The organism is Sphingomonas sp. (assembly GCF_051962185.1).
Taxonomy (GTDB): Bacteria; Pseudomonadota; Alphaproteobacteria; order Sphingomonadales; family Sphingomonadaceae; genus Sphingomonas.
In genome coordinates this window covers 1-22410 of record NZ_JBQCCN010000234.1, presented here as the reverse complement: position 1 = coordinate 22410, position 22410 = coordinate 1, and the positions used below count along the sequence as shown (strand labels likewise).

Below are 22410 nucleotides of genomic sequence, written 5' to 3'. Positions count from 1 at the left end.
CAGCACTTCGGGGATCGTGCGCCCTTCCCATTCGACAGGTCGGGTATAATGCGGATATTCGAGAAGGCCGCTTTCGAAGCTTTCCTCATCTCCGCTGGAAGGCGCGCCCATTACGCCGGGAAGCAGCCGAATGCAAGCGTCAAGCAGCACCAGCGCGCCCATCTCGCCGCCCGACAGGATATAGTCGCCGATCGACACTTCCTCGATCGGCCGCGCATCGAACAGGCGCTCGTCGAATCCCTCGAACCGGCCGCACAGGATGATCGCGCCCGGTCCCGCCGCCAATTCGCGCACGCGCGCCTGGGTCAACGGCTTCCCGCGCGGCGTCATCGCCAGGATCGGGCGGCCATCGCTGACGCTGTCGAGCGCCGACGACACGACGTCCGCGCGCAGCACCATTCCCGCCCCGCCGCCCGCGGGCGTGTCGTCCACCGTGCGGTGCTTGTCGGTCGCGAAATCGCGGATATTGACCGCGGCGAGGCTCCATTTGCCCTCGCCGAGCGCGCGTCCGGCGAGCGAGGCGCCGAGCGGCCCGGGAAACATCTCCGGATAGAGCGTGAGAATGGTCGCGGCGAACATCCGCGCTCCATCCGCGTTGTGCCCGGGATTGGCAAGAGACAGCGATGACCGAGATCGACGACTGCATCATCATCGGCGCCGGGCCGGCGGGACTGACCGCCGCGATCTATCTCGCGCGCTTCCACTTGCGCATCCGCCTGTTCGACAACGGATCGAGCCGGGCGGCGCTGATCCCGCGCACCAACAACCATGCCGGCTTTCCGGACGGCATTCCGGGGGCCGACCTGCTCCTGCTGATGCGCCGCCAGGCCGAACGCTTCGGCGCGGTGCGCGAGGAAGCGCATGTTGATGCCATCCGGCCCGACGGCGAGAATTTCCTGGTCGACGTGAAGGGTCGATCGCTGTCGACGCGTACCGTCCTCCTCGCGACCGGGGTCGTGAACAACCGCCCGGACATGCCCGATGACGTGCACGATGCCGCGCTGGCCAAGGGGCTGCTTCGTTATTGCCCGATCTGCGACGGCTATGAGGTGACCGACAGGAATGTCGGCGTGATCGGCACGGGCGACCATGGCGTGCGCGAGGCGCTGTTCCTGCGCACCTATACACGGCGCGTGACCTTGATCGCGCCGGGCGCCAGCCACGATCTGGCCGATGACAGCCGTGCCGCACTGGACGCGGCCGGGGTCGAGCATGTCGACGGGCCGTGTACGCCGATCAGTCTCGAGAACGGTGAGATCCTCGTTTCGACCGCCGAGGGCAGGCTCGCGTTCGATAGCGTCTACCCGGCGCTCGGATCGCGCATTCGGTCCGAACTGGCGATCGCGGCCGGCGCCGCGGCGAGCGAGGATGGCTGCCTCGAAGTCGACGCTCACCAGCGCACGACGGTGCCCGGCCTGTTTGCCGCCGGGGATGTGGTGAAGGGCCTCGACCAGATCAGCCATGCGATGGGCGAGGCCGGCGTCGCCGCGACCACGATCCGCAACCTGCTCGCCAAGCGCGCGCCTCTCCGACGCTAGCGCGAAGCTCCCTGCGCCATCCGGCCGGTTCTGAGGCCGATCGCTCAATCGGGCCGGCCATTGGCGTCGGCGCGCCGCGCGGCGGTTTCGTGATCATAGGCGACCGCGTGCAGCCTGACCCGCCCGCCCTCGACGATCGCATAGCGTGCGAAAGGATCGCCATTTTCGACACGATAAGGTGCCGGATGATCGTCGTCATACGCCTGGAGCCCGACCGCGCCGGGATTGGCGACCGTCCGGCCATCGCCCAGCGCCAGGACGCGCGGCAGATGCGTATGGCCGCACAGGATCAACGCGTCACGGCGATCCCCTGCCCTGTCGCGCAGTTCGGCGTCGGTCGCGTCGCGTGCCCCGCCATTCTCGACCGTATGGAGGAAATGCTCGAGATCGTCGGTCGGCGTGCCGTGGCAGAGCAGGATGTCGGGCGCGAGCGCGAGGATGGGCGGCAAGGCCCTCAGCCAGGCGAGATGTCGCGGCTCCAGCACATCATGGGTAAAGGCGTCGCTGGCGTTCATCCGCGCGCGATCGACGGTCAGCAACTGCCGCTCGTGATTGCCGGCGATGGTCGGCCAGTCGCGCGCCATCAGGTAATCGGCGGTCTCAGCCGGCCATAACGGGCCCGACAGCGAATCCCCGAGGTTGGCGAATCGCGTGCATCCGCGCGCGCCGGCGTCGGCGACCACCGCTTCGAGCGCCGGCAAATTGCCATGGATATCGGTCAGGACCGCGATACGGCTCATGCCATGACGATTTCCGCCGATGACGCGAAGGTCATCCGCGCTTCCGCCGCGCGATCATGATCGCCGCACCAATCGCCCAGGTCAGGACGAAGCCGATCAGAGCGATGACCGCGACGATCAGCGCAAAGCCCATCGCCATGCCGCACGCGTCGATGCCGCATTTGCTGGCCGGTATCATCGCCGTCTTGATCGCTACCCAGGCGCAGACCAGCAGGGTCAAAGCCGGCACGGGCAACGCAGCCAGCATCGATGTTCGGCGCAGGCCCCAGTGCGGAAAACGCCAGCGCAGGACCGAGAGTACCGCCATCGCGGTGATCACGCAGGCCGCGAAATAGACGAGCAATTCGTTCATTATCAGCCGGCCCAGCCGGCGGCCACGACCAGCCGCTCGCCGTTCCATTCCGGTACCGCCTCTGGCCGCATCGGCACCATGAAGCGCTTGCCGTCCGGCCGCTCGATCTCGAGTACATCGCCCGCACCGAAATTCTCGACTAGCATGACCGTCCCAAGCACCTCGCCGGCATCGGATACGGCGGGAAGGCCGATAAGATCGGCGTGATAATATTCGCCCTCGCCCAGCGGCGGCAGCGCCGACCGGGGCACGCTGAGCTCGGTACCGCGCAATTTCTCGGCGGTGGTGCGATCGGGAATTTCGGCGAAGCGCGCGATCGCACCCTGCGGCGTCACGCGCAGCGCCTTGAGCGTCAGCGCGCCGCCATTGAAGGCCTTATGCGCCTTCAGGTCCTCAGCGAAGACCTTGAGGCGGACTTCCCCCGCCACGCCGTGCGCGCCAATGACGACGGCCAGCGTGACGGGCGAATCTCCCCTCCCGTTTACGGGAGGGGTCGGGGGAGGTCTTGTTTCAGGCGACATCTTTGGTCGACATGCCCTCCCCTAGTCCCTCCCGCAAGCGGGAGGGGAACTTAACATCAGCCCTCGGCCGGGGCCTGGGCGCTCTCGCCTTCGTCGGCGCCGGTGTCGCCGGCGTCGCTATCCGGCGTGGCTTCGTTGACCTCGGCGGCCGGAGCCTCCTCGGCAGCGGGAGCTTCCTCAGCCGCAGGCGCTTCGGCCTCGACCGCAGGGGTTTCCTCGGCGGTCGCTTCGGCAACGGCCTCGGCCTCGGCAGTCGGCTCTTCGGTAGCAGCCTCGACCTCGGCAGCCATCACCGCTTCGGCTTCCTCGTTCGAGCCCTCGGCCGGAGCCTCGGCGGTCACTTCCTCGGCCGGCTCGGGCGCCGGAGCGGCAGCGGCCTCGGCAGCGGCTTCCTCGGCGGCCTTCAGCTTCTCGGCACGCTCTTCGGCGCGCTCGGTGGCCTTCTCGCCGGGCTTGCCCTTGTTCGGGTTGTTCTTCGCGACACGCTCCTTCACGCCGGCGGCGTCGAGGAAGCGGGCGACGCGGTCGGTCGGCTGCGCGCCGACGCCGAGCCAATGCTTGGCGCGATCGGCGTCGAGCACGACGCGCTTCTCGTCATCCTTGCCGAGCAGCGGATTGTAATTGCCGATCTTCTCGATGAACTTGCCGTCGCGGGGCGAACGGGCGTCGGCGACGACGATACGGTAATAGGGACGCTTCTTCGAACCGCCGCGCGAAAGACGAATGCTCAGTGCCATGGTAGTTGTACTTCCTTCTTCAATCGTCATCCCAGCGACCGCCGGGATCTTTCTGTTGTAGCTCTGCCGCTTGAGACCCCAGCTTGCGCCGGGGTGACGGCTATTTCTTCTTCACGTTCATGAAATTCTGGAACCCTGGCGGCAGCTTGGCCCCCGTACCCGGCAGGCCGGGAAGCCCGCCCATCTGGTTCATCGCGTCCCCGAGCTCGGGCCCGCCCATCGCGTTGCCCAGGCCGCCGAGACCGCCCTTGCCCAGCATCGCCATCATGCCCTTGAGGCCGCCCATCTTCTTGATGCGCTTCATGGCCGTGGCCATTTCCTGGTGCATCTTGATCAACTTGTTGACGTCCTGGACGGTCGTCCCCGAGCCGTTGGCGATGCGGATCTTGCGCTTGGCGTTGAGCAATTCGGGTTTGGTCCGTTCCCGGGGCGTCATCGAGGTGATGATCGCGTCCATCCGCAGCAGGACCTTGTCGCCGCCGGCCTGATCGACCGCCGCCTGCGCCTTCTTCATGCCGGGGATCATCCCGGCCAGCGCGCCGACGCCGCCCATCTTCTTCATCTGCTGCAGCTGGCCGCGCAGATCGTTCATGTCGAACTGACCCTTGGCGAGCCGCTGCGCCATGCGCTCGGCGTCTTCCTGCTGGATCGTCTCGGCGGCGCGTTCGACCAGCGACACGACGTCGCCCATGCCGAGGATGCGGCCGGCGACGCGGCTGGGATGGAAGCCCTCGATCGCGTCGAGCTTTTCGCCGGTGCCGGCGAATTTGATCGGCTTGCCGGTGACCGCGCGCATCGACAAAGCGGCGCCACCGCGGGCATCGCCGTCCATCCGGGTCAGCACGACGCCGGTCAGCGGCACCTGGTCCGAGAAGGAACGCGCGACGTTGACCGCGTCCTGACCGGTCAGGCTGTCGACGACGAGCAGGATTTCCTGCGGCTTCGCGATATCCGCGACCGCCTTCATTTCGTCCATCAGCGCCTGATCGACGTTCAGGCGCCCGGCGGTATCGAGCATCAGGACGTCGAAGCCCTGGAGCTTCGCCGCCTGGAGCGCGCGGCGAGCGATGTCGACCGGCTGCTGGCCGGCCACGATCGGCTGGGTCGCGACCTCGGTCTGCTCGCCGAGAATCGCGAGCTGTTCCTGCGCCGCCGGGCGATTGACGTCGAGCGACGCCATCAGCACCTTCTTGCGGTCGCGCCCGCCCTGCCCGCTGCTCAGCCGCTTGGCGATCTTGGCGGTGGTGGTGGTCTTGCCCGAGCCCTGCAGGCCGACCATCATCACGACGGCGGGCGGCGTCACGCCGAGATTGAGCTCACTCTCGTCGGCGCCGAGCATCGCGACCAGCCCGTCATGGACGATCTTGACGACCTGCTGCCCCGGGGTGATCGAGCGAAGCACTTGCTGGCCGACCGCTTCCTCGGTGATCTTGTCGACGAAGTCGCGCGCAACGGGCAGCGCGACGTCCGCCTCGAGCAAGGCGACGCGCACTTCGCGCATCGCCGCGCGCACGTCCGCCTCGGTCAGCGCGCCACGGCCGCGCAACCGGTCGAAGACGCCGCCAAGACGATCGCTCAGGCTGTCGAACATAAATCCTACCTCGTCATGCCAGCGAAAGCTGGCATCTCCTTGTTACCGTTCCTCCGCGAGACCCCAGCTTTCGCTGAGGTGACGGGGAGAATGAACCCCAAAACGCACAAAGCGCCGGCGGACGAAACCTCGTCGGCCGGCGTCACCACATGGGTGCTCTCTGTCACGTTCGCAAAGGGAACGGTCCGGCGCCGATAGCCGCGGTGCGGGAAAAACGCAAGCCGGCCCCGTCCCCTTAACACCTTCTTGACCTCGCAATGCCATCACCAAGGCTGGACAGGGCCGCGGACGCGCGACCCGCATAAGGGGATTTGGGGCATGAGCGAACCGGCCGCGGCCCGGCGCGATCTGTTGAACGGCGCCATCACGGTAGCCGCGATCCTGATGTTCATCGGTACCGGCAGCCAGGTGCTGTCGATGGTCCTGAACAACTGGCTGCATCGCAGCGGGGGCACCGACCAGACCCTGATCATCGCTTTGCTGCTCAACGTGGCGCTGATCCTGTTCGGCTGGCGCCGCCATCGCGACCTCGCGCATGAGGTCACGGTGCGCACCGCGGCGGAGGAACGCGCCAATGTACTCGCGTCCAAGGATCCCCTGACCGGCTTTCTCAACCGCCGCAGCCTGGCCGAGGAAGGCGCCGCGATGCTGGTCCGCGCGCAGCGCCGCCGCAAGGCGATGGCGCTGATGATGCTCGATCTCGACCATTTCAAGACGGTCAACGACATGCACGGTCACACCGTCGGCGACGCGCTGTTGCGCGCGGTGGCCGACGAAATGGCCGCGGCCTTGCCCGAAAGCGCGCTGGCGGCGCGGTTCGGCGGCGACGAATTCGCCTGCGCCATGCTGTTCGATCCCCAGAACCCCGACAGCGTCGAGCGTGTTGCCGAACGCCTGGTGTCGCGGATGAGCCAGCCTTTCCATGTCGAGGGACTGCATCTCCACGTCACCTGCTCGATCGGCATCGCCCGCAGCGACCGCGACGCGACCTCGATCGATGCACTGCTGCGCTCGGCCGATATCGCGATGTACGCCGCCAAGAATGCCGGGCGTAATCGTCACGCCTGGTTCGACGTTTCGATGGAACGCGAACTGCAGGCGCGCAACGAGCTCGAAAGCAGCCTGCGCGTCGCCATCCCGCGCGGCGAGATCGTCCCCTATTTCGAGCAGCAGATCGACCTCGTCACCGGTCGCCTGACCGGATTCGAGGTGCTGGCGCGCTGGGAACATCCACAGCGCGGCGTGATGATCCCCGAGCAATTCATCCCGATCGCCGAAGAGACCGGCATGATCGCCGACCTGTCGATGGCGCTGATGCGCCACGCCTTCCTGGCGGCGCGCGACTGGCACCCGCAGCTCCAGCTCTCGGTCAACATCTCGCCCTGGCAGCTCAAGGACCCCTGGCTCGCCCAGAAAATCATTAAGCTCCTGACCGAGACCGGCTTCGCGCCGAGCCGGCTGGAGATCGAGATCACCGAAAGCTCTCTGTTCGACAATCTCGCCATGGCGCAATCGATCGTCGCCAGCCTGAAGAATCAGGGCATCAAGCTCGCGCTCGACGATTTCGGCACGGGTTATTCGAGCCTGGCGCATCTTCGCGCCTTGCCGTTCGACCGTATCAAGATCGACCGCAGTTTCGTCATGTCGGTCAACCGCAACCCGGAAAGCGCGGCGATCGTCAACGCGATCGTCGGGCTCGGCGACAGCCTCAACCTGCCGATCACTGCCGAGGGGATCGAGGACAAGGCGATCGAGGAACGGCTGCGCGGACTCGGCTGCGCACGGGGCCAGGGTTATGTCTATGGCCGGCCGCTGACCGTGGGAAACGCGCGTCAGCTGCTTGCCGAACGGCGCCTGCTGATCGCGCCCGATGCCGTCGAAAAAGTGGCCCAGCCGGACGCCGCTACCAACCGACGCCTGGCTGGCTGAGATATTCGCGCTCGATCACGGTCGAGCGCCGGCCCAAAGCACGATTGCGCGAGGGAAAGCGCCCGAACCGCTCGATCACCGCGGCGTGATCGTGCGCAAACGCCAGATTCTGCTCGTTGCCGAGTGCCGTGAAGCGCTCGATGCTGAGTTTCTGCAATTCGGGATCCTCGGCGTGCATCAGCGGCATGTAGAGGAAGGCGCAGCGATCCGCCGGCAGCTTGCGGTCGAAGCCGCGCAACAGGCCATATAAAGTCAGCTCGCGGGCCAATCCGTCGTGCGCGAACGCCTCGCCTTCGTCGCGGAACATGTTGCGCGAGAATTGGTCGACCAGAATGACCGCGGCGAGCAACGTCTCCGGCGCGCCGCGCCAGCCCCAGGCCGCGCGCTCGACCACCTTCAGGCGCAGCGCGCCGAACCGTTCGGCGATCGCCTCGTCGAGCGTGATCGACTTGACCCAATGCTGTTCCTCGCTGAGTTCCTCGAACCAGAAGCGCAGCACGCGCGCCGCCTCGTCGTGGACTTCCCCGCGCTTCCCTCCTAGATCGTCGCCCATGTCTTCCCTTCCGCAGCCCGAGGTCATCAGCCTGGGGTGCCGCCTCAACATCGCTGAGAGCGAAACGATCCGGCAAATGCTCGGCGATCGCGATGTCGTGGTGGTCAATAGCTGTGCCGTAACCAACGCGGCGGTCAAGCAGACCCGCGCCGCGATCCGCCGCGCGCGCCGCGCGCGGCCCGGGGCGATGCTCGCGGTGACCGGCTGCGCGGCGCAGATCGATCCGGCCAGCTTCGCGGCGATGCCCGAGGTCGATCGCGTGATTGGCAATGGCGAGAAGTTGCTGCCGCAGGCCTGGGCGGCGAGCGACGCGCTGATCGTCGGCGACATGGCGCGTGTGACCGAGATCGCGCCGCATCTGGCGGTGGCGGACGATCAGGCGCGCGCCTTCGTCGAGGTGCAGAATGGTTGCGACCATCGCTGCACCTTCTGCGCGATCCCGTTCGGCCGCGGCCCCAGCCGCTCGGCGCCCGCGGGCGCGGTGATCGAGGCGATCGAGCGCGTCGTCGCGGCGGGCAAGCGGGAAGTCGTGCTGACCGGGGTCGACCTGACCAGCTACGGCCACGACCTTCCAGGCAGCCCGACGCTGGGCAGCCTGATCGATCGCATCCTCACCCGCGTCCCCGCCCTGCCCCGCCTGCGCCTGTCGTCGATCGACGCGCCCGAGATCGACGATCGCCTGTTCGAGCTTTTGGCGGGCGAGCCCCGGGTGATGCCACACCTCCATCTCTCGCTCCAGGCGGGCGACGACATGATCCTCAAGCGGATGAAGCGCCGCCATACGCGCGCCGATGCGGTACGGCTGGTCGACCGCCTCAAGACCGCGCGGCCGGACATCGCGATCGGCGCCGACCTGATCGCCGGCTTCCCGACCGAGGACGATGCGATGGCGGCGAACAGCCTGAAGCTGATCGACGATTGCGACATCGTCCATGCCCACATCTTCCCCTACAGCCCGCGCGCCGGCACCCCGGCCGCGCGGATGCCGCAAGTCGATCTGGAGGTGAGCCGCGAGCGTGCCGCGCGGTTGCGCGACGCGGCGGCGAAGCGGAAGGCGGCGTGGCTGAACAGCCTGGTCGGCACGACCCAACACATCCTCGTCGAGGCACCCGGCAACCGCGGGCACGGCGCGAGCTTCGCCGAATTCGATCTGCGCGGCGACCATGCCGTCGGCTCGATCGTTCCCGTCATTGTCGACTCCGCCAATATCCGCCATTCCCGAGCCGGGCACGAGACGGGTGACGAAGAAAGAGAAATGGCCGTTACCGAATGAGCACCACTCCATCCTGGCACCAGCGCCTGCTCGGCGGGTTCAAGCGCACCTCCGACCGCTTGGTCGGTAACCTCGCCGGCCTCGGCACCGCGCGGCTCGACGACACGACGCTCGACGATATCGAGGAAGCGCTGATCGCGTCCGACCTGGGGCCGGCTACCGCAAAACGCATTCGCGACCGGCTGGCGGAGGGCAGTTTCGAGCGCGGCATGGAAGAACTCGGTATCCGCCTGGTCGTCGCCGAGGAAATCGAGAAGGTGCTGGCCAAGGTCGCCAAGCCGCTCGAGATCGAGGCCTTTCCGCGCCCGCAGGTCATCCTGGTCATCGGCGTCAACGGCTCGGGCAAGACCACCACCATCGCCAAGCTCGCGCATTGGCTGACCGAACAGGATTACGGCGTGATGCTCGCCGCCGGCGACACGTTCCGCGCCGCCGCGATCGGCCAGCTCGCGACCTGGGCCGAGCGCGTCGGCGTGCCGATCATCAAGGGCGCCGAGGGCGGCGACGCGGCCGGCATCGTGTTCGAAGGCGTCAAGCAGGCGACCGAAAAGGGTATCGACGCTCTGGTCGTCGATACCGCCGGGCGCCTGCAGAACAAGCGCGAGCTGATGGACGAACTCGCCAAGATCCGCCGCGTGCTCGGCCGCCTCAATCCGGCCGCTCCGCACGATGTCATCCTGGTGCTCGACGCGACCACCGGCCAGAACGCGCTCAGCCAGATCGAAGTGTTCAAGGAAGTCGCCGGCGTCACCGGCCTCGTCATGACCAAGCTCGACGGAACCGCGCGCGGCGGCGTGCTGGTCGCGGCCGCCGAGCAATATGGCTTGCCGATCCACGCCATCGGCGTCGGCGAAACGCTGAGCGACCTTCGGCCGTTCGACCCCAAGGAAGTCGCCCGGATCATCGCGGGCGTCGAGGAGCTGGTGCGATGAGCACGACCAAGAACGGAACGGCTGGCCTTCGCCTCGCGATCGACTATGCCCCGCTGCTGATCTTCTTCCTGGTCAATTTCGTCGCGCCCCAGGCGCTGACCATGAAATTGGTCTCGACGTTCAGCCATTCGCTGTCCGACTTGGATCAGATGTCGGCGTTGGTCGTGTCGCGTGCGATCGTCGCGACCTGCGCGTTCATGGTGGCGACGGTGATCGCGCTGATCGTGTCGCGGGTGAAGCTCGGCACCATCTCGCCGATGCTGTGGATCTCGGGCGCGCTCGTGCTCGTGTTCGGCGGGCTGACCGTCTATTTCCACGATCCCAAATTCATCCAGATGAAGCCGACCTTCGTCTACGGCGTATTCGCCGCGATCCTGGCGTTCGGCGTGTTCACCGGCAAACCGCTGCTCGAGCAATTGCTCGGCACCGCCTATCCCGGCTTGTCGCCGCTCGGCTGGCAGAAGATCACCCGCAACTGGGCCTTGTTCTTCCTCGGCATGGCGATCCTCAACGAGCTCGTGTGGCGCTCGACCAGCTTCGATTTCTGGACCGCGTTCAAGCTCTGGGGGGCGATCCCCCTGACCTTCATCTTCGCGCTCGCCAACGTGCCGATGATGATGAAGCACGGCCTGATGAGCGAGGTCGGCGACGCCGCGGCCAAGGAATTGCCGCCGGAGTGACCATAGGTCGGGCATGAGAGCGGCTGATCGAGATCAACGCGATTTTGTTTTCGCGCCGGACGTTCGCGTCGCGCGTGCGGTTTTGGATGAAACCCGAGGGCTCTCTTTCATGCACCACACCTCCAGGCGATCCATGATCCCTCTTCTCGACGCGACGGCTGGGCGAACGATATCGGGCCCGCGTTCGTGACCGCGCGATCGCCGATCGAGGCGTGGAGCGGCTTGGCATTCGATAGCTGGGCGCTGGCTTGGGAGGCGTCCGCGGTGATCGGCTTGCGCCTCTCCAGGATCGCCGGCGGCGGTGCCGGAGCGCTCACCGAAACGTCGTTGATGACCTCGGAGAAAGTGTCCGCCGCGATGGAGCTGCACGCATCCCTGGTTGCCGGCGGATTGGCGTCGAGCCCAATCGAGAGCGCCCAGCGTGCCGTGCGGCTCTATCGCCGGAAAGTCCGCGCCAACCGCCGCCGCCTGTCTGCGCGCGCACGGCCGGCACGCGCCGGCTAGCTCGATCGATCGCTTCATGCTTATGCCCGCACGATGAAAGCCGACAATACCCGCGTCCTGGTGATCGCGCTCGCCGCCAATGTCGGGATCGCCATCGCCAAGTTCGTCGCGGCGGCGATCACCGGATCGTCGGCGATGCTGACCGAGGGCGTCCACAGCCTGGTCGATTCGACCAACCAATTGCTGCTGATGTACGGGCAGAAACGCGCCGCCAAGCCGGCCGATGCGCTGCATCCCGGCGGCTATGGTCGCGAGCTCTATTTCTGGAGCTTCGTCGTCGCGCTGCTGGTGTTCGCGCTGGGCGCCGGCGTGTCGGTCTATGAGGGCGTGATGCACTTCATCGAGCCAGAGCCGGCGGTGTCGCCGCTGATCGCTTATGGCGTGCTGGCGATCGCCTTCGTGCTCGAAGGCGGATCGACCGTCGCGGCGTTTCGCGATTTCAATGCGGCGCGCGGCGACCAGTCCTGGCTGCAGGCGCTGGTGTCGACCAAGGACGCGACCACCGTGATCGTGCTGCTCGAGAATGGCGCGGCGATGGCGGGCATCCTGATCGCGGCGGTCGGGCTCGCGCTATCGCAATTGACCGGCAATCCGCGCTTCGACGGAATCGCCTCGGTCCTGATCGGCCTGCTGCTCGGCGTGGTGGCGATCTTCCTGGCGCGCGAGGCCAAGGGGCTGCTGATCGGTGAGGCGGCCGATCCCGAACTGATCAGGAGCATCCGCCGCGCCGCGACACGCGAGGGTATCACCGGCGTCGGCGAGATCATGACGCTGCACAACGCCCCGACCCAGATCGTCGCGGCGGTCAATGTCGATTTCGACAATCGGCTGAGCGCCGGCGAGGTCGAGCGGATCGTGGAGGCGATCGAGCGCGACTTGCAGACGGAATTCCCCAGCATCCACCGCGTTTATGTCCGCCCGCACGAGAATGCGGGGATGAAATTCGGCGAGACGCGCGGGCTGGCCAGGGAATAGAAGCAGATCGGTCATTTTTAAATCCTCCCCCGCCAGTGCGAGGTGTCGCGAAGCGACGGAGGGGGCGGACGGCGACACATGGCCGTCGTGCTTCCTCCCCTTCGTCAGGCTGCAGGAAACCTCCCCGTAAACGGCAGGCCAATCGCACATGGATTTGCGCGGCAAGCGGGACCGCTTGGCGCTCATCGCGCCGCCACGGTTGGCAAAAAAGACGCGGCCTGGAATTGTGGCTGATCCATCTCACCCCGCGTCACCCCGGGCTTGTCCCGGGGTCCACCGCGCAGTCTGACCAACGACCGATGGGTGTGCGGCACGGTGGTGCCGGGACAAGCCCGGCATGACGGTTGAAGCTGACCGTGACGGTTCGGAATCACCCTCGCTGCGTATCCAATCCACAGGCGATCGCCTGCTCGCCAGGGGAAGAATCGATAAGCCATCCACAACCGTCCTACCCGGATAGGACGCATCCGATTGACGCGGATCAAACCTTCGTTACGGGGGCGATTCCATGGCATTCGAAGACCCTGATGCATCGGTTTCGTCCCGCGCGTCGAACGCGGGCGGGTTGCTGCACGCTCTTCTCGATGCGCCGGCGATCCTCCATGCCGATCGCGCCGCGATCGACGTGCCGCCGGGGCGCGGGCGGGCCGAACGCCAGATCCTGACCTATCGCGAACTGGCCGAGCAATCGGACCGGCTCGCGCGCCATCTCGCGCCGTTGGTCGCGGGAGAGGCGATCATCGGCCTGCTGCTACCGCGCACCTCGCCCCTGCTGTACGTCGCGCAGATCGCTGTCCTCAAAGCGGGCGCCGCGTTCACCTGCCTCGATCCTTCCTTTCCCGACAACCGCATGCGCGAGATCGTCGAGGATGCCGAGCCGGTCGCGCTGCTGACCGATGGCGAAGGCATGGCCCGGCTGGCGCCGCTGGTCGGCGATGCGGCGCCGTTGTTCGAAACCGCGGCCTTGCTGGCGAGCGAACCGCCCTCCGCCGCGCTCCCCGCCGCGTCGGCGTCCGACCGGCTCGCTTATGTCATCTACACGTCGGGCACGACCGGCCGCCCCAAGGGGGTGATGATCGAGCATCGCAACGTCGCCAACCTGATCGCGTCGGACCTGACCGAATTCGCGCTCGGCCCGGCCGACCGCGTGATCCAGGGGTCGTCCGCGGCCTATGATTCCTCGCTGGAGGAAACCTGGCTCGCCTTCGCCTCGGGCGCGGCGCTGGTGGTGATGGACGACGCCGCGGCGCGGCTCGGCCCGGATATCGTCCGCTGGCTGCGCGACGAACGCGCGACCGTCTTCTGCCCGCCACCGACGTTGCTTCGCAGCAGCGGGTGCAGCGAACCCGCGACCGCCCTGCCCGACCTCAAATTGCTCTATGTCGGCGGCGAGGCGTTGCCGCGCGACATCGCCGATCTGTGGTCGCAGGGACGCCGACTGGTCAACGGCTACGGCCCGACCGAATGCGCGGTCACCTGTCTGCGCGGCGATATCGCGGCGGGGCTGCCGATCACCATCGGCCGGCCGATCCCGGGCATGGCGGCTTGGGCGCTCGATGAGGATTTGCAGCCGGTTGCCGACGGCGAGCGCGGCGAATTGTGCATCGGCGGCGCCGGGGTCGCGCGCGGCTATCGCCATCGACCCGAGCTTACCGCCGAGAAATTCGTCGAGCATCCCGAGCTGGGGCGGATCTATCGGACCGGCGATCTCGTCCATCGCGAGGCCGATGGCGACTTCTTCTATCACGGGCGGATCGACGCGCAGGTCAAGTTGCGCGGTTATCGCGTCGAACTCGCCGAGATCGAGGCGCGGCTGGCGGCGCTGCCGGGCGTGCGCGCGGCGGGATGCCGGGTGCAGGACGATCGCGGCGCGCAGGAATTGATCGCCTATATCGTCCCCGAGGACCCGGCGGTCCCGCCGCACGCCGAGGAGCTCAAGGCGCAGCTCGCCACCACGTTGCCGCGCTACATGGTGCCGCGCGACATCGCGACGATCGCCGAAATCCCGATCACGGTCGGCGGCAAGATCAACCGCGCCGCGCTCCCCACGATGCACTTCTCGGCCGAGCCCGACCCCGGCACCATGATCCCGCCCGAGAGCGATCTCGAACGCCTGTTGGCCGACGGCATGGCCGACATTCTGAAGCGCCCCGGCGGCGTGTCGGTCGAAGCCGATTTCTTCGAGGATCTCGGCGGCGATTCGCTCAGCGCGGCGATGCTGGTGACGTTGCTCCGCGACCATCATCACACCGAATGGATCACGGTCAGCGACATTTACGACGCGCGGACCGTGCGCGGCCTCGCAAAGCTCGCCGATCGCGCGCCGGTTTATGCCGACGCCGCGGACGAACCGCCGCTGGTGCGCGAAGGCGAAGCGCGGCCGTTGCTCGCCAATATCGTGCAGATCGCCTGGCTGAGCGGGCAATTGCTGGTCGGCGCCTGGGCGACCTGGTTCGCCGCCTTCATGCTGCTGCCGCCGATCTTCGGCGATCTCGGCCTGCCGGCTTTCATCCTGCTGGCGCCGTTGATCGCGCTGGCCGTCGCCCTGCTCTATGTCCCGCTGTCGATCGCCTTCGCCGTGGCGGTGAAGAAACTGGTGATCGGCCGCTACCGCCCGATCCGCGCGCCGGTATGGAGTTCCTATTATTGCCGCCATTGGGTGGTGTTCCAGGCCGCCCGGCTGATTCCCTGGGCGATGTTGCAGGGCACGATCTTCCAACAGGTCGCGTTGCGCGCGCTCGGCGCGAAGATCGGCCGGCGCGTCCATATCCATCGCGGCGTCGACTTGCGCCGGGGCGGCTGGGACCTGCTCGAGATCGGCGACGATGTCGCGATCGGCCAGGACGCGCACGTCGGCCTGATCGAGCTCGATCGCGGCGATATCGTGATCGGCCCGGTGACGATCGAGCAAGGCGCGACGATGATGGTGCGCGCGGGCGTCGAGGGCGACTGCCGGATCGGCGCGGGCAGCGTGCTGACCGCATTGTCGGTGCTCAACGCCGGTGGTTCGATCCCGCCGGGCGAGATCTGGGACGGCATCCCCGCCGCGTCGGTCGGGATCGTGGCCCCCGCCGCCCCGCTGCCGGCCGGCGCGCGGCAGATGGCGCCCTGGCTGCACGGCCTGCTGTTATTGCTGGCCGAGGGCGCCGCGGCGATGATCGCAGCGCTCCCCGCCGAGCTGCTTACCCTGGGCGCGTGCCGCGTCGCCGGCGTCGGGTTCGATCAGGTGTGGCGCTGGATGTATCATCCGGTCTTCGCCTCGCGCACCGCCCTCGTGGTGATCGCGCTGGCGATCGTCAGCGTTCCGCTGACGTTGCTGTGGACCGCGTTGATGTTCCGACTGATGGGCCGCGTCCGCGCCGGAACGATCGGACGGTGGAGTTCCGCCTATATCCGCGTCTGGCTCAAGACCGGTATGCTGCACCAGGCCGGCGAATGGCTGAGCGGCACCTTGTTCTGGTCGAAATGGCTGCGGCTCGCCGGCATGAATATCGGTGCCAAATGCGAGATCAGCACGATCCTCGACGTCGTGCCCGAACTGATCACGATCGGCGAGGAGACCTTCTTCGCCGACGGCATCTACCTCGGCGGCGCCGAGGTTCGCCAGGGAACGGTCAGGCTCGCGCCGGTCCGGTTGGGACGCAACACGTTCCTCGGCAACCACGCGGTCATCCCGGCGGGGGAGACGCTCCCCGACGATATCCTGATCGGCATCGGCACGGTCGGCGATTCGAGCCTGATCGAACGGGGCCAGTCGCGTTTCGGTCACCCCAGTTTCGACCTGCCGCGCCGCGAGATCGTCGAGGCCGATCGCCGGCTGACGCACGATCCGTCGGCGATCCGCTACATCAGCCGGCTGTTCTGGGAGTTGCTGCGCTTCGCCTTGCCGGTGGTGCCGCTGCTGCTGACGGTCCTATGGTACACGATCATGGTCGACGAGGAATCGGCCCCGCCGCTGGTCTATCAGCTTGTCGTGATCCCGCTGGCGGCGCTGGCACCGTTGGTCGTGTTGTGCGCGATCGTACTCGCGCTCAAATGGCTGCTGATCGGTCGGGTCAAGCCGGGGCAGCATGCGCTCTGGTCGTGCTGGTGCAGCCGATGGGATTTCGTCTACGTCGCCTGGGCCAAATATGCCGCGCTGCTGCTGCAGGGGTTGGAAGGCACGTTCCTCCTGCCGGTCTATCTGCGCGCGATGGGGCTCAAGATCGGCAAGCGCGCGGTGCTCGGACCGCAATTCGCGCAAGTCGTCGATCCCGACATGATCCGGATCGGCGACGGCGCGACCGTCACCGCGATGTTTCAGGCACACACGTTTGAGGATCGCGTGCTCAAGGTCGACACGGTGACGATCGGTGCCGGCGCCACGATCTCCGCCTCGACCGTACCGCTCTATGGCGCGGTGATCGGCGAGAATACGCATGTCGGGGCGCACAGCGTGATCATGAAGCACGAACATCTGCTGCCCGGCCTGCGCTACCAGGGTGTGCCGACACGAGTGATGGGGCACGAAATGGCGGACGCGGCGTAACGCTGCGTTACGCGCTAACGGTCGATCCTCATGCCCCACCGCGGCGCGGGCCGGGGCCCAGTTTCGCGCGCGTTGCGAGAATATCCTGTCACACCGAATGCATCGGTGCTGGGCCCCGGTCTGCGCCGGGGTGGGATAAATTCAGCAATACCTTCAAGCCGAATCGTGCTCATGCCCGGCATGGCGCAGGCGCCAATTGGCGACGTGCGCCCCGGCGAGCGTCAGGCTGCCCGCGACGGTCAGCGGCGTTTCCAGCGCGCCGGCACCGAACACCAGCGCCCCGAGCGCCAGCAACGTCAGCCCGGCGATCCCAACCAGCAGCGGTGCCGCATGCAGATGGCCGCGCTGGCCGATCACCAGCGCGATCAACGAACTCGGGATGGCGAAGACGAGGATCGCGACGTGCAGGTCGACCGGCAAGGTCCCCACGCTCGACAACACCGGCAGCGCCGCCAGCACGAACGGCAAGGCGAGGCAATGGATGAGGCACAGGGTCGACGCCGACAGCGCGGCGCGCTCGACCCAATCGGCATATTTGGTTGTCACGTGACATACTCCTACCACCGCCGCCCGCCGGAAGCGGGCGGCGCGGCATGCGATCAGAAGGTCGCGACGCGAACCACGAAGCGGATGTTGCGCCCGGGCATGACTACCTGGTCGCGATTGAGCGCCGCGGCGTCGCGCTGCACTTCGTTGGTCAGGTTCTTGCCGACGATCGAGAATTGGATCCCGGGCATCGACTTGAACGGCCGCCAGGCGACCTGGCTGTCGAGCGAAACGTAGCTCGGCGTCGCGCTGTCGAAGAGCCCGAACTTGTCCTGCCGCCCGACGTACATCAGCTGGAAGCTCGCATCGACCGGGTTGCTGGTCCAGGACAGGCCGCCGCCGATCCGATACGGCGGAATGCGCGGCACGTTGTTGCCGTCGTCCAGCGTGGCGCGGACGTAATCGGCCAGCATCTTGGCCTCGAGCCCGCCTTCGCCGGTCTTGATCAACTGGTACGAGGCCTCGCCTTCCGCCCCCCAGAAATGCGCGCCCTGCTGACGGTAGTCGAGTTCCTTCAGGTCCCCGCCGCCGCCGAGCGCGCAAACGCCGTCGTCGTCGCACATCTGCCCGGTCAAGTCGCCGTAGATGTAGTTCTTGAACCAGGTCGAATAGACGCTGCCGTCGAGGCGCAAGCGGCCGGCGCGCAGTCGCATCGTGCCTTCGATCGAATTGGCGCGTTCGATCTTGAGGTCGGGATCGCCCGTCTCGAACGTATTGGGCCCGTCATGCCCGCCGCGCGCGAACAATTCGGTGATCGCCGGCGCGCGACCGGTGCTCGAAAAGGTCAGGCCGAAGCGCAAGCTCTTTGTGGCGTCGAACAAAGCGCTCAGCGCGCCGCTGACCGGCGTGAAATTGCGCTTGGTAAAGACATCGGAGCGCGGCGTGCCCCGCACGTCGAGCGTCTCGACACGACCGCTCGCCTGGAGCTTCAGACTGTCGGTTACCGGCAGTTCGGTGAACAGGAACGCCGCTTCGCTCTGCGTCCTGGTCGGGAACAGATAGCTGCTGTCCTGCCCCAGGGCCGAGAAGCGGCGGTTCTGGACCTCCACGCCGAGCGCGGTGTTGTCGAGCGGCCCCATCCTGCCGAACAGCAATTCGGCACGCGCATCCCATTCCTTGTTGCGGAACGTAGTGTCGACCGTACCGTCGGGTTCGTTCTCGGTATGCTGGTAATTGGCCCAGCTGCCGTCGATGTTGAGCGTCTTGAGCACGCCCGTGCCGAGGTCGAACGACGATTTCGTCATGACCTTGGTCTGCTTCATGTCGATATAGGTGGTGTCGCTGGGGATGCCGTATTTGGCGTCATATTGCGTGAGCGCGGCGCCGATATGGCTGCCGCCGAAGAAATACGACCCGCCGATCGACTCGCCATTGCCGCGAAAGAACGAATTCGCCTGGGTGCCGAGCGGCGTGTCGTAATCGCCGGCATCGCGATAAAAGCCGTCGGCGTGAAGCGCGAGATTGCCCGCCTTCACATCGGCCAGCAGCGAGCCCTGCCCGGTGTCCGACACGGTATCGAAACTTCCCGTCGCCTCGGCGTCGATCGTCTTGTCGGGCAGGATCGAGGGGATGCGATTGTTGATCGCATTGACCACGCCGCCGATCGCCTGGCTGCCATAGCGCAAGGTCGCGGCGCCGCGCACGACCTCGATCGAGCGCGCCGACAGCGGATCGATCGGCACGCCATGATCGGGGCCGATGTCCGACACGTCCGAACTGCTGACACCATCCTCCAGGATACGGACGCGGGTGGCGTCCATCCCGCGCACGATCGGCCGCGACGCGCCGGTGGCGAAACCGCTCGACGCGATGCCGGGTACGTCCGCCAGCGAATCGGCGATGCTCGCCCCGCCCTTGGCCAGGATCTCCTTGTGATCGACCTTGGCGACGATGGAGGCGGTCGCATCGTTGTCCGTCGCGAACGGCGTCGCGGTGATGACGATGTCCTTCTGCGCGTCGGGACGCTTGTCGTCGTCACGACCGGAAGCGTCGCTGGCGGGGACCTTGTCCCGCGTCGAATTGTCCTGGCCGTATGCGACGGCCGGGGTCAGCGCCGCGGTTGCGACGCCGAGCAGCAATAATGCCCGCATGATGATTGAACTCCATGAACCTTCGATGGGCGCGGCACTTGCCGCCTCCCGGACTGGCGAGCGCGTGCCCGCCGCTTACGATGGGGGAAGGTTCAGGCGATCGGCGGTGCGCGGCTGCGCCAGGCGTGCGACACCTGGCGAGCCGCGGAGGAGAGCGCTTTGGCAGGCGCGTAATAAGCCGGCGTGGCGGACGGCGCGACGAAGGCAAGCGGCACCGCCAGCAGGTAGCTGCCGAACAGCGCGCGCTCTTCGCAAAGCGGGCAAAGCGGCGCAACCGGCTGCGACTTGCCGCTCGTGGCGATGGCGCCGGTCGATATCGAGGCGGGCGTGGCGCGCTGGCCGCTCGCTGCGGCAACGGTCGACGCGAGATGGTTGTGCGTCTGGATGACGCCGCCCTGGAACAGGACCGCGAGCACGAGGAACAGGACCGCGAATCGCGATCCGATCGTCCCTGCTCTCTGTCGTGTCCACTGATTCAACGCATCAAGTCCGTATTGCGGCGGCCGCGTTATGATACATTGTCACTGATGACAAGGCTCCGAACAAATGGACGCTGTATAATTGCGACGAAGCGCGGTAGCGCGGTTCAACCTTCTTCCCTCCAGCGCGGAAGTGATGCGAAGCTCCACGGCCAGTTTCATCCGTCATGCCGGACTTGTCCCGGCATCCACCGTGCCGAATATCCTCGGCCGTTGGTGGAGCGGCCCGGTGGACCCCGGGACAAGTCCGGGGTGACGCGGGATGAGGTGGAACAGCGCGAGTCCGAGTTGCGTTTTCTGGCAATCGTAGCGACGCGAAAAGCGCCTGCGGTCCTACCGCCAACAAAAAAGGGCCCCGCAACGCGGAGCCCTTTTCGTTTGTCGAAGCCGGCAATCAGCCGACGACGCCGTCGTAGATGCGGCCCGCCTCGTTCCAGTTCACCACGTCCCACCACGCCTTGAGATAGCCGCCGCGGTCGTTGCGATAGGTCAGGTAATAAGCGTGTTCCCACACGTCGTTGCCCAGGATCGGCGTGCCGCGATCGGCCACCACGTCCATCAGCGGATTGTCCTGGTTCGGGGTCGAGGTGATCTTGAGCTTGCCCGAGGCGTCGGCGATCAGCCACGCCCAGCCCGAGCCGAATTGCCCTGCGCCCTTTGCGTTGAATTCTTCCTTGAGCTTGTCGAGGCCGCCGAACTCCGCGATCGCGTCAGCCAGCTTGCCCGACGGCTGGCCGCCGTCCGGACCCATGATCTTCCAGAAGAAGTCGTGGTTCCAATAGCCACCGCCATTGTTGCGGACCTTGGCCGACAGGCCCGAGGCGCCAGCGAGGATATCCTCGATCGACTTGCCCTCCAGCCCGCTCTCGGCGACCCCGGCATTGAGGTTGTCGGTATAGGCCTTGTGGTGCTTGTCGTGGTGGTACTTCATGGTTTCTTCGCTGATCGTCGGCGCCAGCGATTCATAGCCATAGGGAAGCGGCGGGAGTTCGAAAGCCATGAGGTTCCTCCGTCTTTTTGAGCGGCTCTAGGGGCAGTTCGGTAGCCGAACGCCCATGCTTGCCAAATGGGTCCGGTGAACTTGTTGCGCAAGCGATTCCGTCGTGCGGACGGCGCTTTCTACCCCGGCAACAGGTCGTGACGGCGGAGCGCGTGGCGCAGTTGGTCGTAGCTCAGCCCCAGCGCGTCGGCGGTCTGGCGCTGGTTGAAGCGATTGGCGGCGAGCGCCTTGGTCAGCACGTCGCGCTCGAACCGCGCCACGCGATTCTTGAAATCGGTCGGCTCGGCTTCGCCGGGCGGCGGTGGTGGCGCCGCGACATGTTCGACCATCGGCGCCGTCTGGCCGCTGCCGCCCGGTCGGTGCGGTGACTGGAACGGGTCGAATTCGATATGCCCGATCGGCCCCTCCTGTTCCCAGCGATAGACTGCACGCTCGACGACATTGCGCAGCTCGCGGACATTGCCCGGCCATTTGTAATCGATCAGCGCATCGAGCGCCTCGGGCGCGAATCCTTCCCAGTCGCGCGCCATTTCCGCCGCCATGCGTCGGCCGAAATGGTCGGCGAGCACCGGCACGTCGCCGGGCCGCGCCCGCAACGGCGGCAAGGTCACCACTTCGAAACTCAACCGGTCGAGCAAATCGGCACGGAACTGATTCTGCTCGACCTTGTCGGGCAGATGCTCGTTGGTCGCGGCGACGATGCGGACGTCGACGCGCAGCGGATGCGATGCGCCGATCCGCGTCACTTCGCCATATTCGACCGCGCGCAGCAGCCGTTCCTGCGCCGCCATGCTGAGCGTGCCCAATTCGTCGAGGAACAAGGTCCCGCCATCGGCTTCCTCGAACCGCCCCGCCCTGGCCTTGGTCGCGCCGGTGAAGGCCCCCGCTTCGTGCCCGAACAACTCGGCCTCGATCAGCGTCTCGGGCAAGGCCGCGCAATTCATCACGATCAGCGGCTGGTCCCAGCGCGGGCTGAGACGATGGAGACGCTCGGCGACCAGCTCCTTGCCGGTTCCGCGCTCGCCGATCACCAGCACCGGACGGTCGAGCGCGGCGGCGCGGCTGGCGCGTTCGAGCGCGTCGAGAAAGACCCCGGATTGACCAATGACCTGCGTCGTGCGCTCCATGCCCAACACTTGGTGGATTTTGCCAATGCTTGGCAAGGGCAAAACCGTTTCGCTTGGCCGCATTTCGCCGAAAATGGCTGTTTTCCGCCACTTTTCGGAATTGGCACGCCCCCTGCAGTACTGTTGGCATCGCCGGATTGGCCGGCACGAGATACAGGGAGTTACGAAAATGCAGTCGGTTTCGAATGGTCTGGGTCGCACTTTGGTGGTGGTCGCCAGCACCTTTGCCTGCGGTTCGGCGCTGATGCTCGCGGCCCTCGGCCCCGGCATCGCGCAGGCCAACACGGCGCCGCAGCAGGTTCCCGTCACGCAGCA

20 protein-coding genes and 1 pseudogene are annotated in these 22410 nt (G+C 66.6%); 9 read left to right on the top strand and 12 right to left on the bottom strand.

Annotated elements, in window-relative coordinates; all coding sequences use genetic code 11:
* The coding region (gene trmD / locus ACTHJR_RS14990; protein WP_440524045.1) for a tRNA (guanosine(37)-N1)-methyltransferase TrmD at positions 1-579 on the bottom strand (579 nt) is incomplete at its 3' end.
* Positions 580-623: 44 nt separating this feature from the next.
* Here trmD and ACTHJR_RS14985 point away from each other — a divergent pair.
* Positions 624-1538: an NAD(P)/FAD-dependent oxidoreductase gene (locus ACTHJR_RS14985; protein ID WP_440524044.1), complete on the top strand. Its 915-nt coding sequence runs from the start codon at positions 624-626 to the stop codon at positions 1536-1538.
* A 44-nt stretch (positions 1539-1582) separates the two neighbouring features.
* On the opposite strand, the gene ACTHJR_RS14980 is transcribed toward ACTHJR_RS14985, so the two are convergent.
* The 5 genes and pseudogenes from ACTHJR_RS14980 to ffh all read right to left on the bottom strand — a co-directional run bounded on the left by ACTHJR_RS14980 (position 1583) and on the right by ffh (position 5479).
* On the bottom strand, positions 1583-2278 hold the full coding sequence (locus ACTHJR_RS14980; protein WP_440524043.1) for a metallophosphoesterase family protein: 696 nt from the start codon (positions 2276-2278) through the stop codon (positions 1583-1585).
* A 31-nt stretch (positions 2279-2309) separates the two neighbouring features.
* Positions 2310-2630 (bottom strand): hypothetical protein, encoded by a 321-nt coding sequence (locus tag ACTHJR_RS14975; protein WP_440524042.1) that lies wholly within the window; start codon positions 2628-2630, stop codon positions 2310-2312.
* Positions 2631-2632: 2 nt separating this feature from the next.
* Entirely contained in the window at positions 2633-3151 is a 519-nt protein-coding gene (rimM, locus tag ACTHJR_RS14970; RefSeq protein WP_440524041.1) for a ribosome maturation factor RimM, read from the bottom strand.
* A 278-nt stretch (positions 3152-3429) separates the two neighbouring features.
* A pseudogene (gene rpsP / locus ACTHJR_RS14965) lies at positions 3430-3888 on the bottom strand (30S ribosomal protein S16); the annotation flags it as partial.
* Between the two features lie 100 nt (positions 3889-3988).
* Positions 3989-5479 (bottom strand): signal recognition particle protein, encoded by a 1491-nt coding sequence (gene ffh, locus ACTHJR_RS14960; protein WP_440524040.1) that lies wholly within the window; start codon positions 5477-5479, stop codon positions 3989-3991.
* 318 nt (positions 5480-5797) lie between these two features.
* On the opposite strand from ffh, the gene ACTHJR_RS14955 reads away from it, so the two are divergent.
* Positions 5798-7408, top strand: coding sequence for a putative bifunctional diguanylate cyclase/phosphodiesterase (locus ACTHJR_RS14955; RefSeq protein WP_440524039.1), 1611 nt, complete (start codon positions 5798-5800; stop codon positions 7406-7408).
* Here the strand turns inward: ACTHJR_RS14955 and ACTHJR_RS14950 are convergent.
* Complete coding sequence (locus tag ACTHJR_RS14950) at positions 7383-7961, bottom strand: DUF924 family protein (RefSeq protein ID WP_440524038.1); 579 nt, start codon at positions 7959-7961, stop codon at positions 7383-7385. The two genes, ACTHJR_RS14955 and ACTHJR_RS14950, sit on opposite strands and share 26 nt — an antisense overlap.
* Here ACTHJR_RS14950 and mtaB point away from each other — a divergent pair.
* From mtaB to ACTHJR_RS14920, 6 genes are all read left to right on the top strand, one after another.
* Positions 7960-9234, top strand: a complete 1275-nt coding sequence (gene mtaB, locus ACTHJR_RS14945) for a tRNA (N(6)-L-threonylcarbamoyladenosine(37)-C(2))-methylthiotransferase MtaB (protein ID WP_440524037.1) — start codon at positions 7960-7962, stop codon at positions 9232-9234. The genes ACTHJR_RS14950 and mtaB overlap by 2 nt on opposite strands.
* Positions 9231-10166, top strand: coding sequence for a signal recognition particle-docking protein FtsY (gene ftsY, locus ACTHJR_RS14940; RefSeq protein WP_440524036.1), 936 nt, complete (start codon positions 9231-9233; stop codon positions 10164-10166). Before mtaB ends, ftsY begins: the two co-directional genes overlap by 4 nt.
* Complete coding sequence (locus ACTHJR_RS14935) at positions 10163-10846, top strand: inner membrane-spanning protein YciB (protein ID WP_440524035.1); 684 nt, start codon at positions 10163-10165, stop codon at positions 10844-10846. Before ftsY ends, ACTHJR_RS14935 begins: the two co-directional genes overlap by 4 nt.
* 186 nt (positions 10847-11032) lie before the next feature.
* Entirely contained in the window at positions 11033-11350 is a 318-nt protein-coding gene (locus tag ACTHJR_RS14930) for a hypothetical protein (protein WP_440524034.1), read from the top strand.
* Between the two features lie 33 nt (positions 11351-11383).
* Positions 11384-12325, top strand: a complete 942-nt coding sequence (locus ACTHJR_RS14925) for a cation diffusion facilitator family transporter (RefSeq protein ID WP_440524033.1) — start codon at positions 11384-11386, stop codon at positions 12323-12325.
* A gap of 508 nt (positions 12326-12833) precedes the next feature.
* Complete coding sequence (locus tag ACTHJR_RS14920) at positions 12834-16853, top strand: amino acid adenylation domain-containing protein (protein WP_440524032.1); 4020 nt, start codon at positions 12834-12836, stop codon at positions 16851-16853.
* A gap of 153 nt (positions 16854-17006) precedes the next feature.
* On the opposite strand, the gene ACTHJR_RS14915 is transcribed toward ACTHJR_RS14920, so the two are convergent.
* The 5 genes from ACTHJR_RS14915 to pspF all read right to left on the bottom strand — a co-directional run bounded on the left by ACTHJR_RS14915 (position 17007) and on the right by pspF (position 22095).
* Positions 17007-17399 (bottom strand): MerC domain-containing protein, encoded by a 393-nt coding sequence (locus ACTHJR_RS14915; protein ID WP_440524031.1) that lies wholly within the window; start codon positions 17397-17399, stop codon positions 17007-17009.
* A gap of 53 nt (positions 17400-17452) precedes the next feature.
* Positions 17453-19489, bottom strand: coding sequence for a TonB-dependent receptor (locus ACTHJR_RS14910; RefSeq protein WP_440524030.1), 2037 nt, complete (start codon positions 19487-19489; stop codon positions 17453-17455).
* A 92-nt stretch (positions 19490-19581) separates the two neighbouring features.
* A complete protein-coding gene (locus ACTHJR_RS14905; protein ID WP_440524029.1) occupies positions 19582-19968 on the bottom strand; it encodes a DUF2946 family protein in 387 nt (128 codons plus the stop codon).
* Between the two features lie 394 nt (positions 19969-20362).
* On the bottom strand, positions 20363-20968 hold the full coding sequence (locus ACTHJR_RS14900) for a superoxide dismutase (protein WP_440524028.1): 606 nt from the start codon (positions 20966-20968) through the stop codon (positions 20363-20365).
* A 119-nt stretch (positions 20969-21087) separates the two neighbouring features.
* Positions 21088-22095: a phage shock protein operon transcriptional activator gene (gene pspF, locus ACTHJR_RS14895; RefSeq protein ID WP_440524027.1), complete on the bottom strand. Its 1008-nt coding sequence runs from the start codon at positions 22093-22095 to the stop codon at positions 21088-21090.
* Between pspF and ACTHJR_RS14890 the strand changes: the two genes are divergently transcribed.
* Positions 22094-22410, top strand: a 317-nt coding sequence (locus ACTHJR_RS14890) for a hypothetical protein (protein WP_440524026.1), incomplete at its 3' end; no start/stop codon positions are given. The two genes, pspF and ACTHJR_RS14890, sit on opposite strands and share 2 nt — an antisense overlap.

What these genes read in the sequence shown, in the direction of transcription:
- ACTHJR_RS14925 (WP_440524033.1), top strand. Translation starts at nt 11,384, where the DNA reads ATGAAAGCCGACAATACCCGCGTCCTGGTGATCGCGCTCGCCGCCAAT.
- pspF (WP_440524027.1), bottom strand. Translation starts at nt 22,095, where the DNA reads ATGGAGCGCACGACGCAGGTCATTGGTCAATCCGGGGTCTTTCTCGAC.
- ftsY (WP_440524036.1), top strand. Translation starts at nt 9,231, where the DNA reads ATGAGCACCACTCCATCCTGGCACCAGCGCCTGCTCGGCGGGTTCAAG.
- ACTHJR_RS14980 (WP_440524043.1), bottom strand. Translation starts at nt 2,278, where the DNA reads ATGAGCCGTATCGCGGTCCTGACCGATATCCATGGCAATTTGCCGGCG.
- ACTHJR_RS14920 (WP_440524032.1), top strand. Translation starts at nt 12,834, where the DNA reads ATGGCATTCGAAGACCCTGATGCATCGGTTTCGTCCCGCGCGTCGAAC.
- ACTHJR_RS14985 (WP_440524044.1), top strand. Translation starts at nt 624, where the DNA reads ATGACCGAGATCGACGACTGCATCATCATCGGCGCCGGGCCGGCGGGA.
- ACTHJR_RS14900 (WP_440524028.1), bottom strand. Translation starts at nt 20,968, where the DNA reads ATGGCTTTCGAACTCCCGCCGCTTCCCTATGGCTATGAATCGCTGGCG.
- ACTHJR_RS14975 (WP_440524042.1), bottom strand. Translation starts at nt 2,630, where the DNA reads ATGAACGAATTGCTCGTCTATTTCGCGGCCTGCGTGATCACCGCGATG.
- mtaB (WP_440524037.1), top strand. Translation starts at nt 7,960, where the DNA reads ATGTCTTCCCTTCCGCAGCCCGAGGTCATCAGCCTGGGGTGCCGCCTC.
- ACTHJR_RS14935 (WP_440524035.1), top strand. Translation starts at nt 10,163, where the DNA reads ATGAGCACGACCAAGAACGGAACGGCTGGCCTTCGCCTCGCGATCGAC.
- ffh (WP_440524040.1), bottom strand. Translation starts at nt 5,479, where the DNA reads ATGTTCGACAGCCTGAGCGATCGTCTTGGCGGCGTCTTCGACCGGTTG.
- ACTHJR_RS14955 (WP_440524039.1), top strand. Translation starts at nt 5,798, where the DNA reads ATGAGCGAACCGGCCGCGGCCCGGCGCGATCTGTTGAACGGCGCCATC.
- ACTHJR_RS14910 (WP_440524030.1), bottom strand. Translation starts at nt 19,489, where the DNA reads ATGCGGGCATTATTGCTGCTCGGCGTCGCAACCGCGGCGCTGACCCCG.
- ACTHJR_RS14950 (WP_440524038.1), bottom strand. Translation starts at nt 7,961, where the DNA reads ATGGGCGACGATCTAGGAGGGAAGCGCGGGGAAGTCCACGACGAGGCG.
- rimM (WP_440524041.1), bottom strand. Translation starts at nt 3,151, where the DNA reads ATGTCGCCTGAAACAAGACCTCCCCCGACCCCTCCCGTAAACGGGAGG.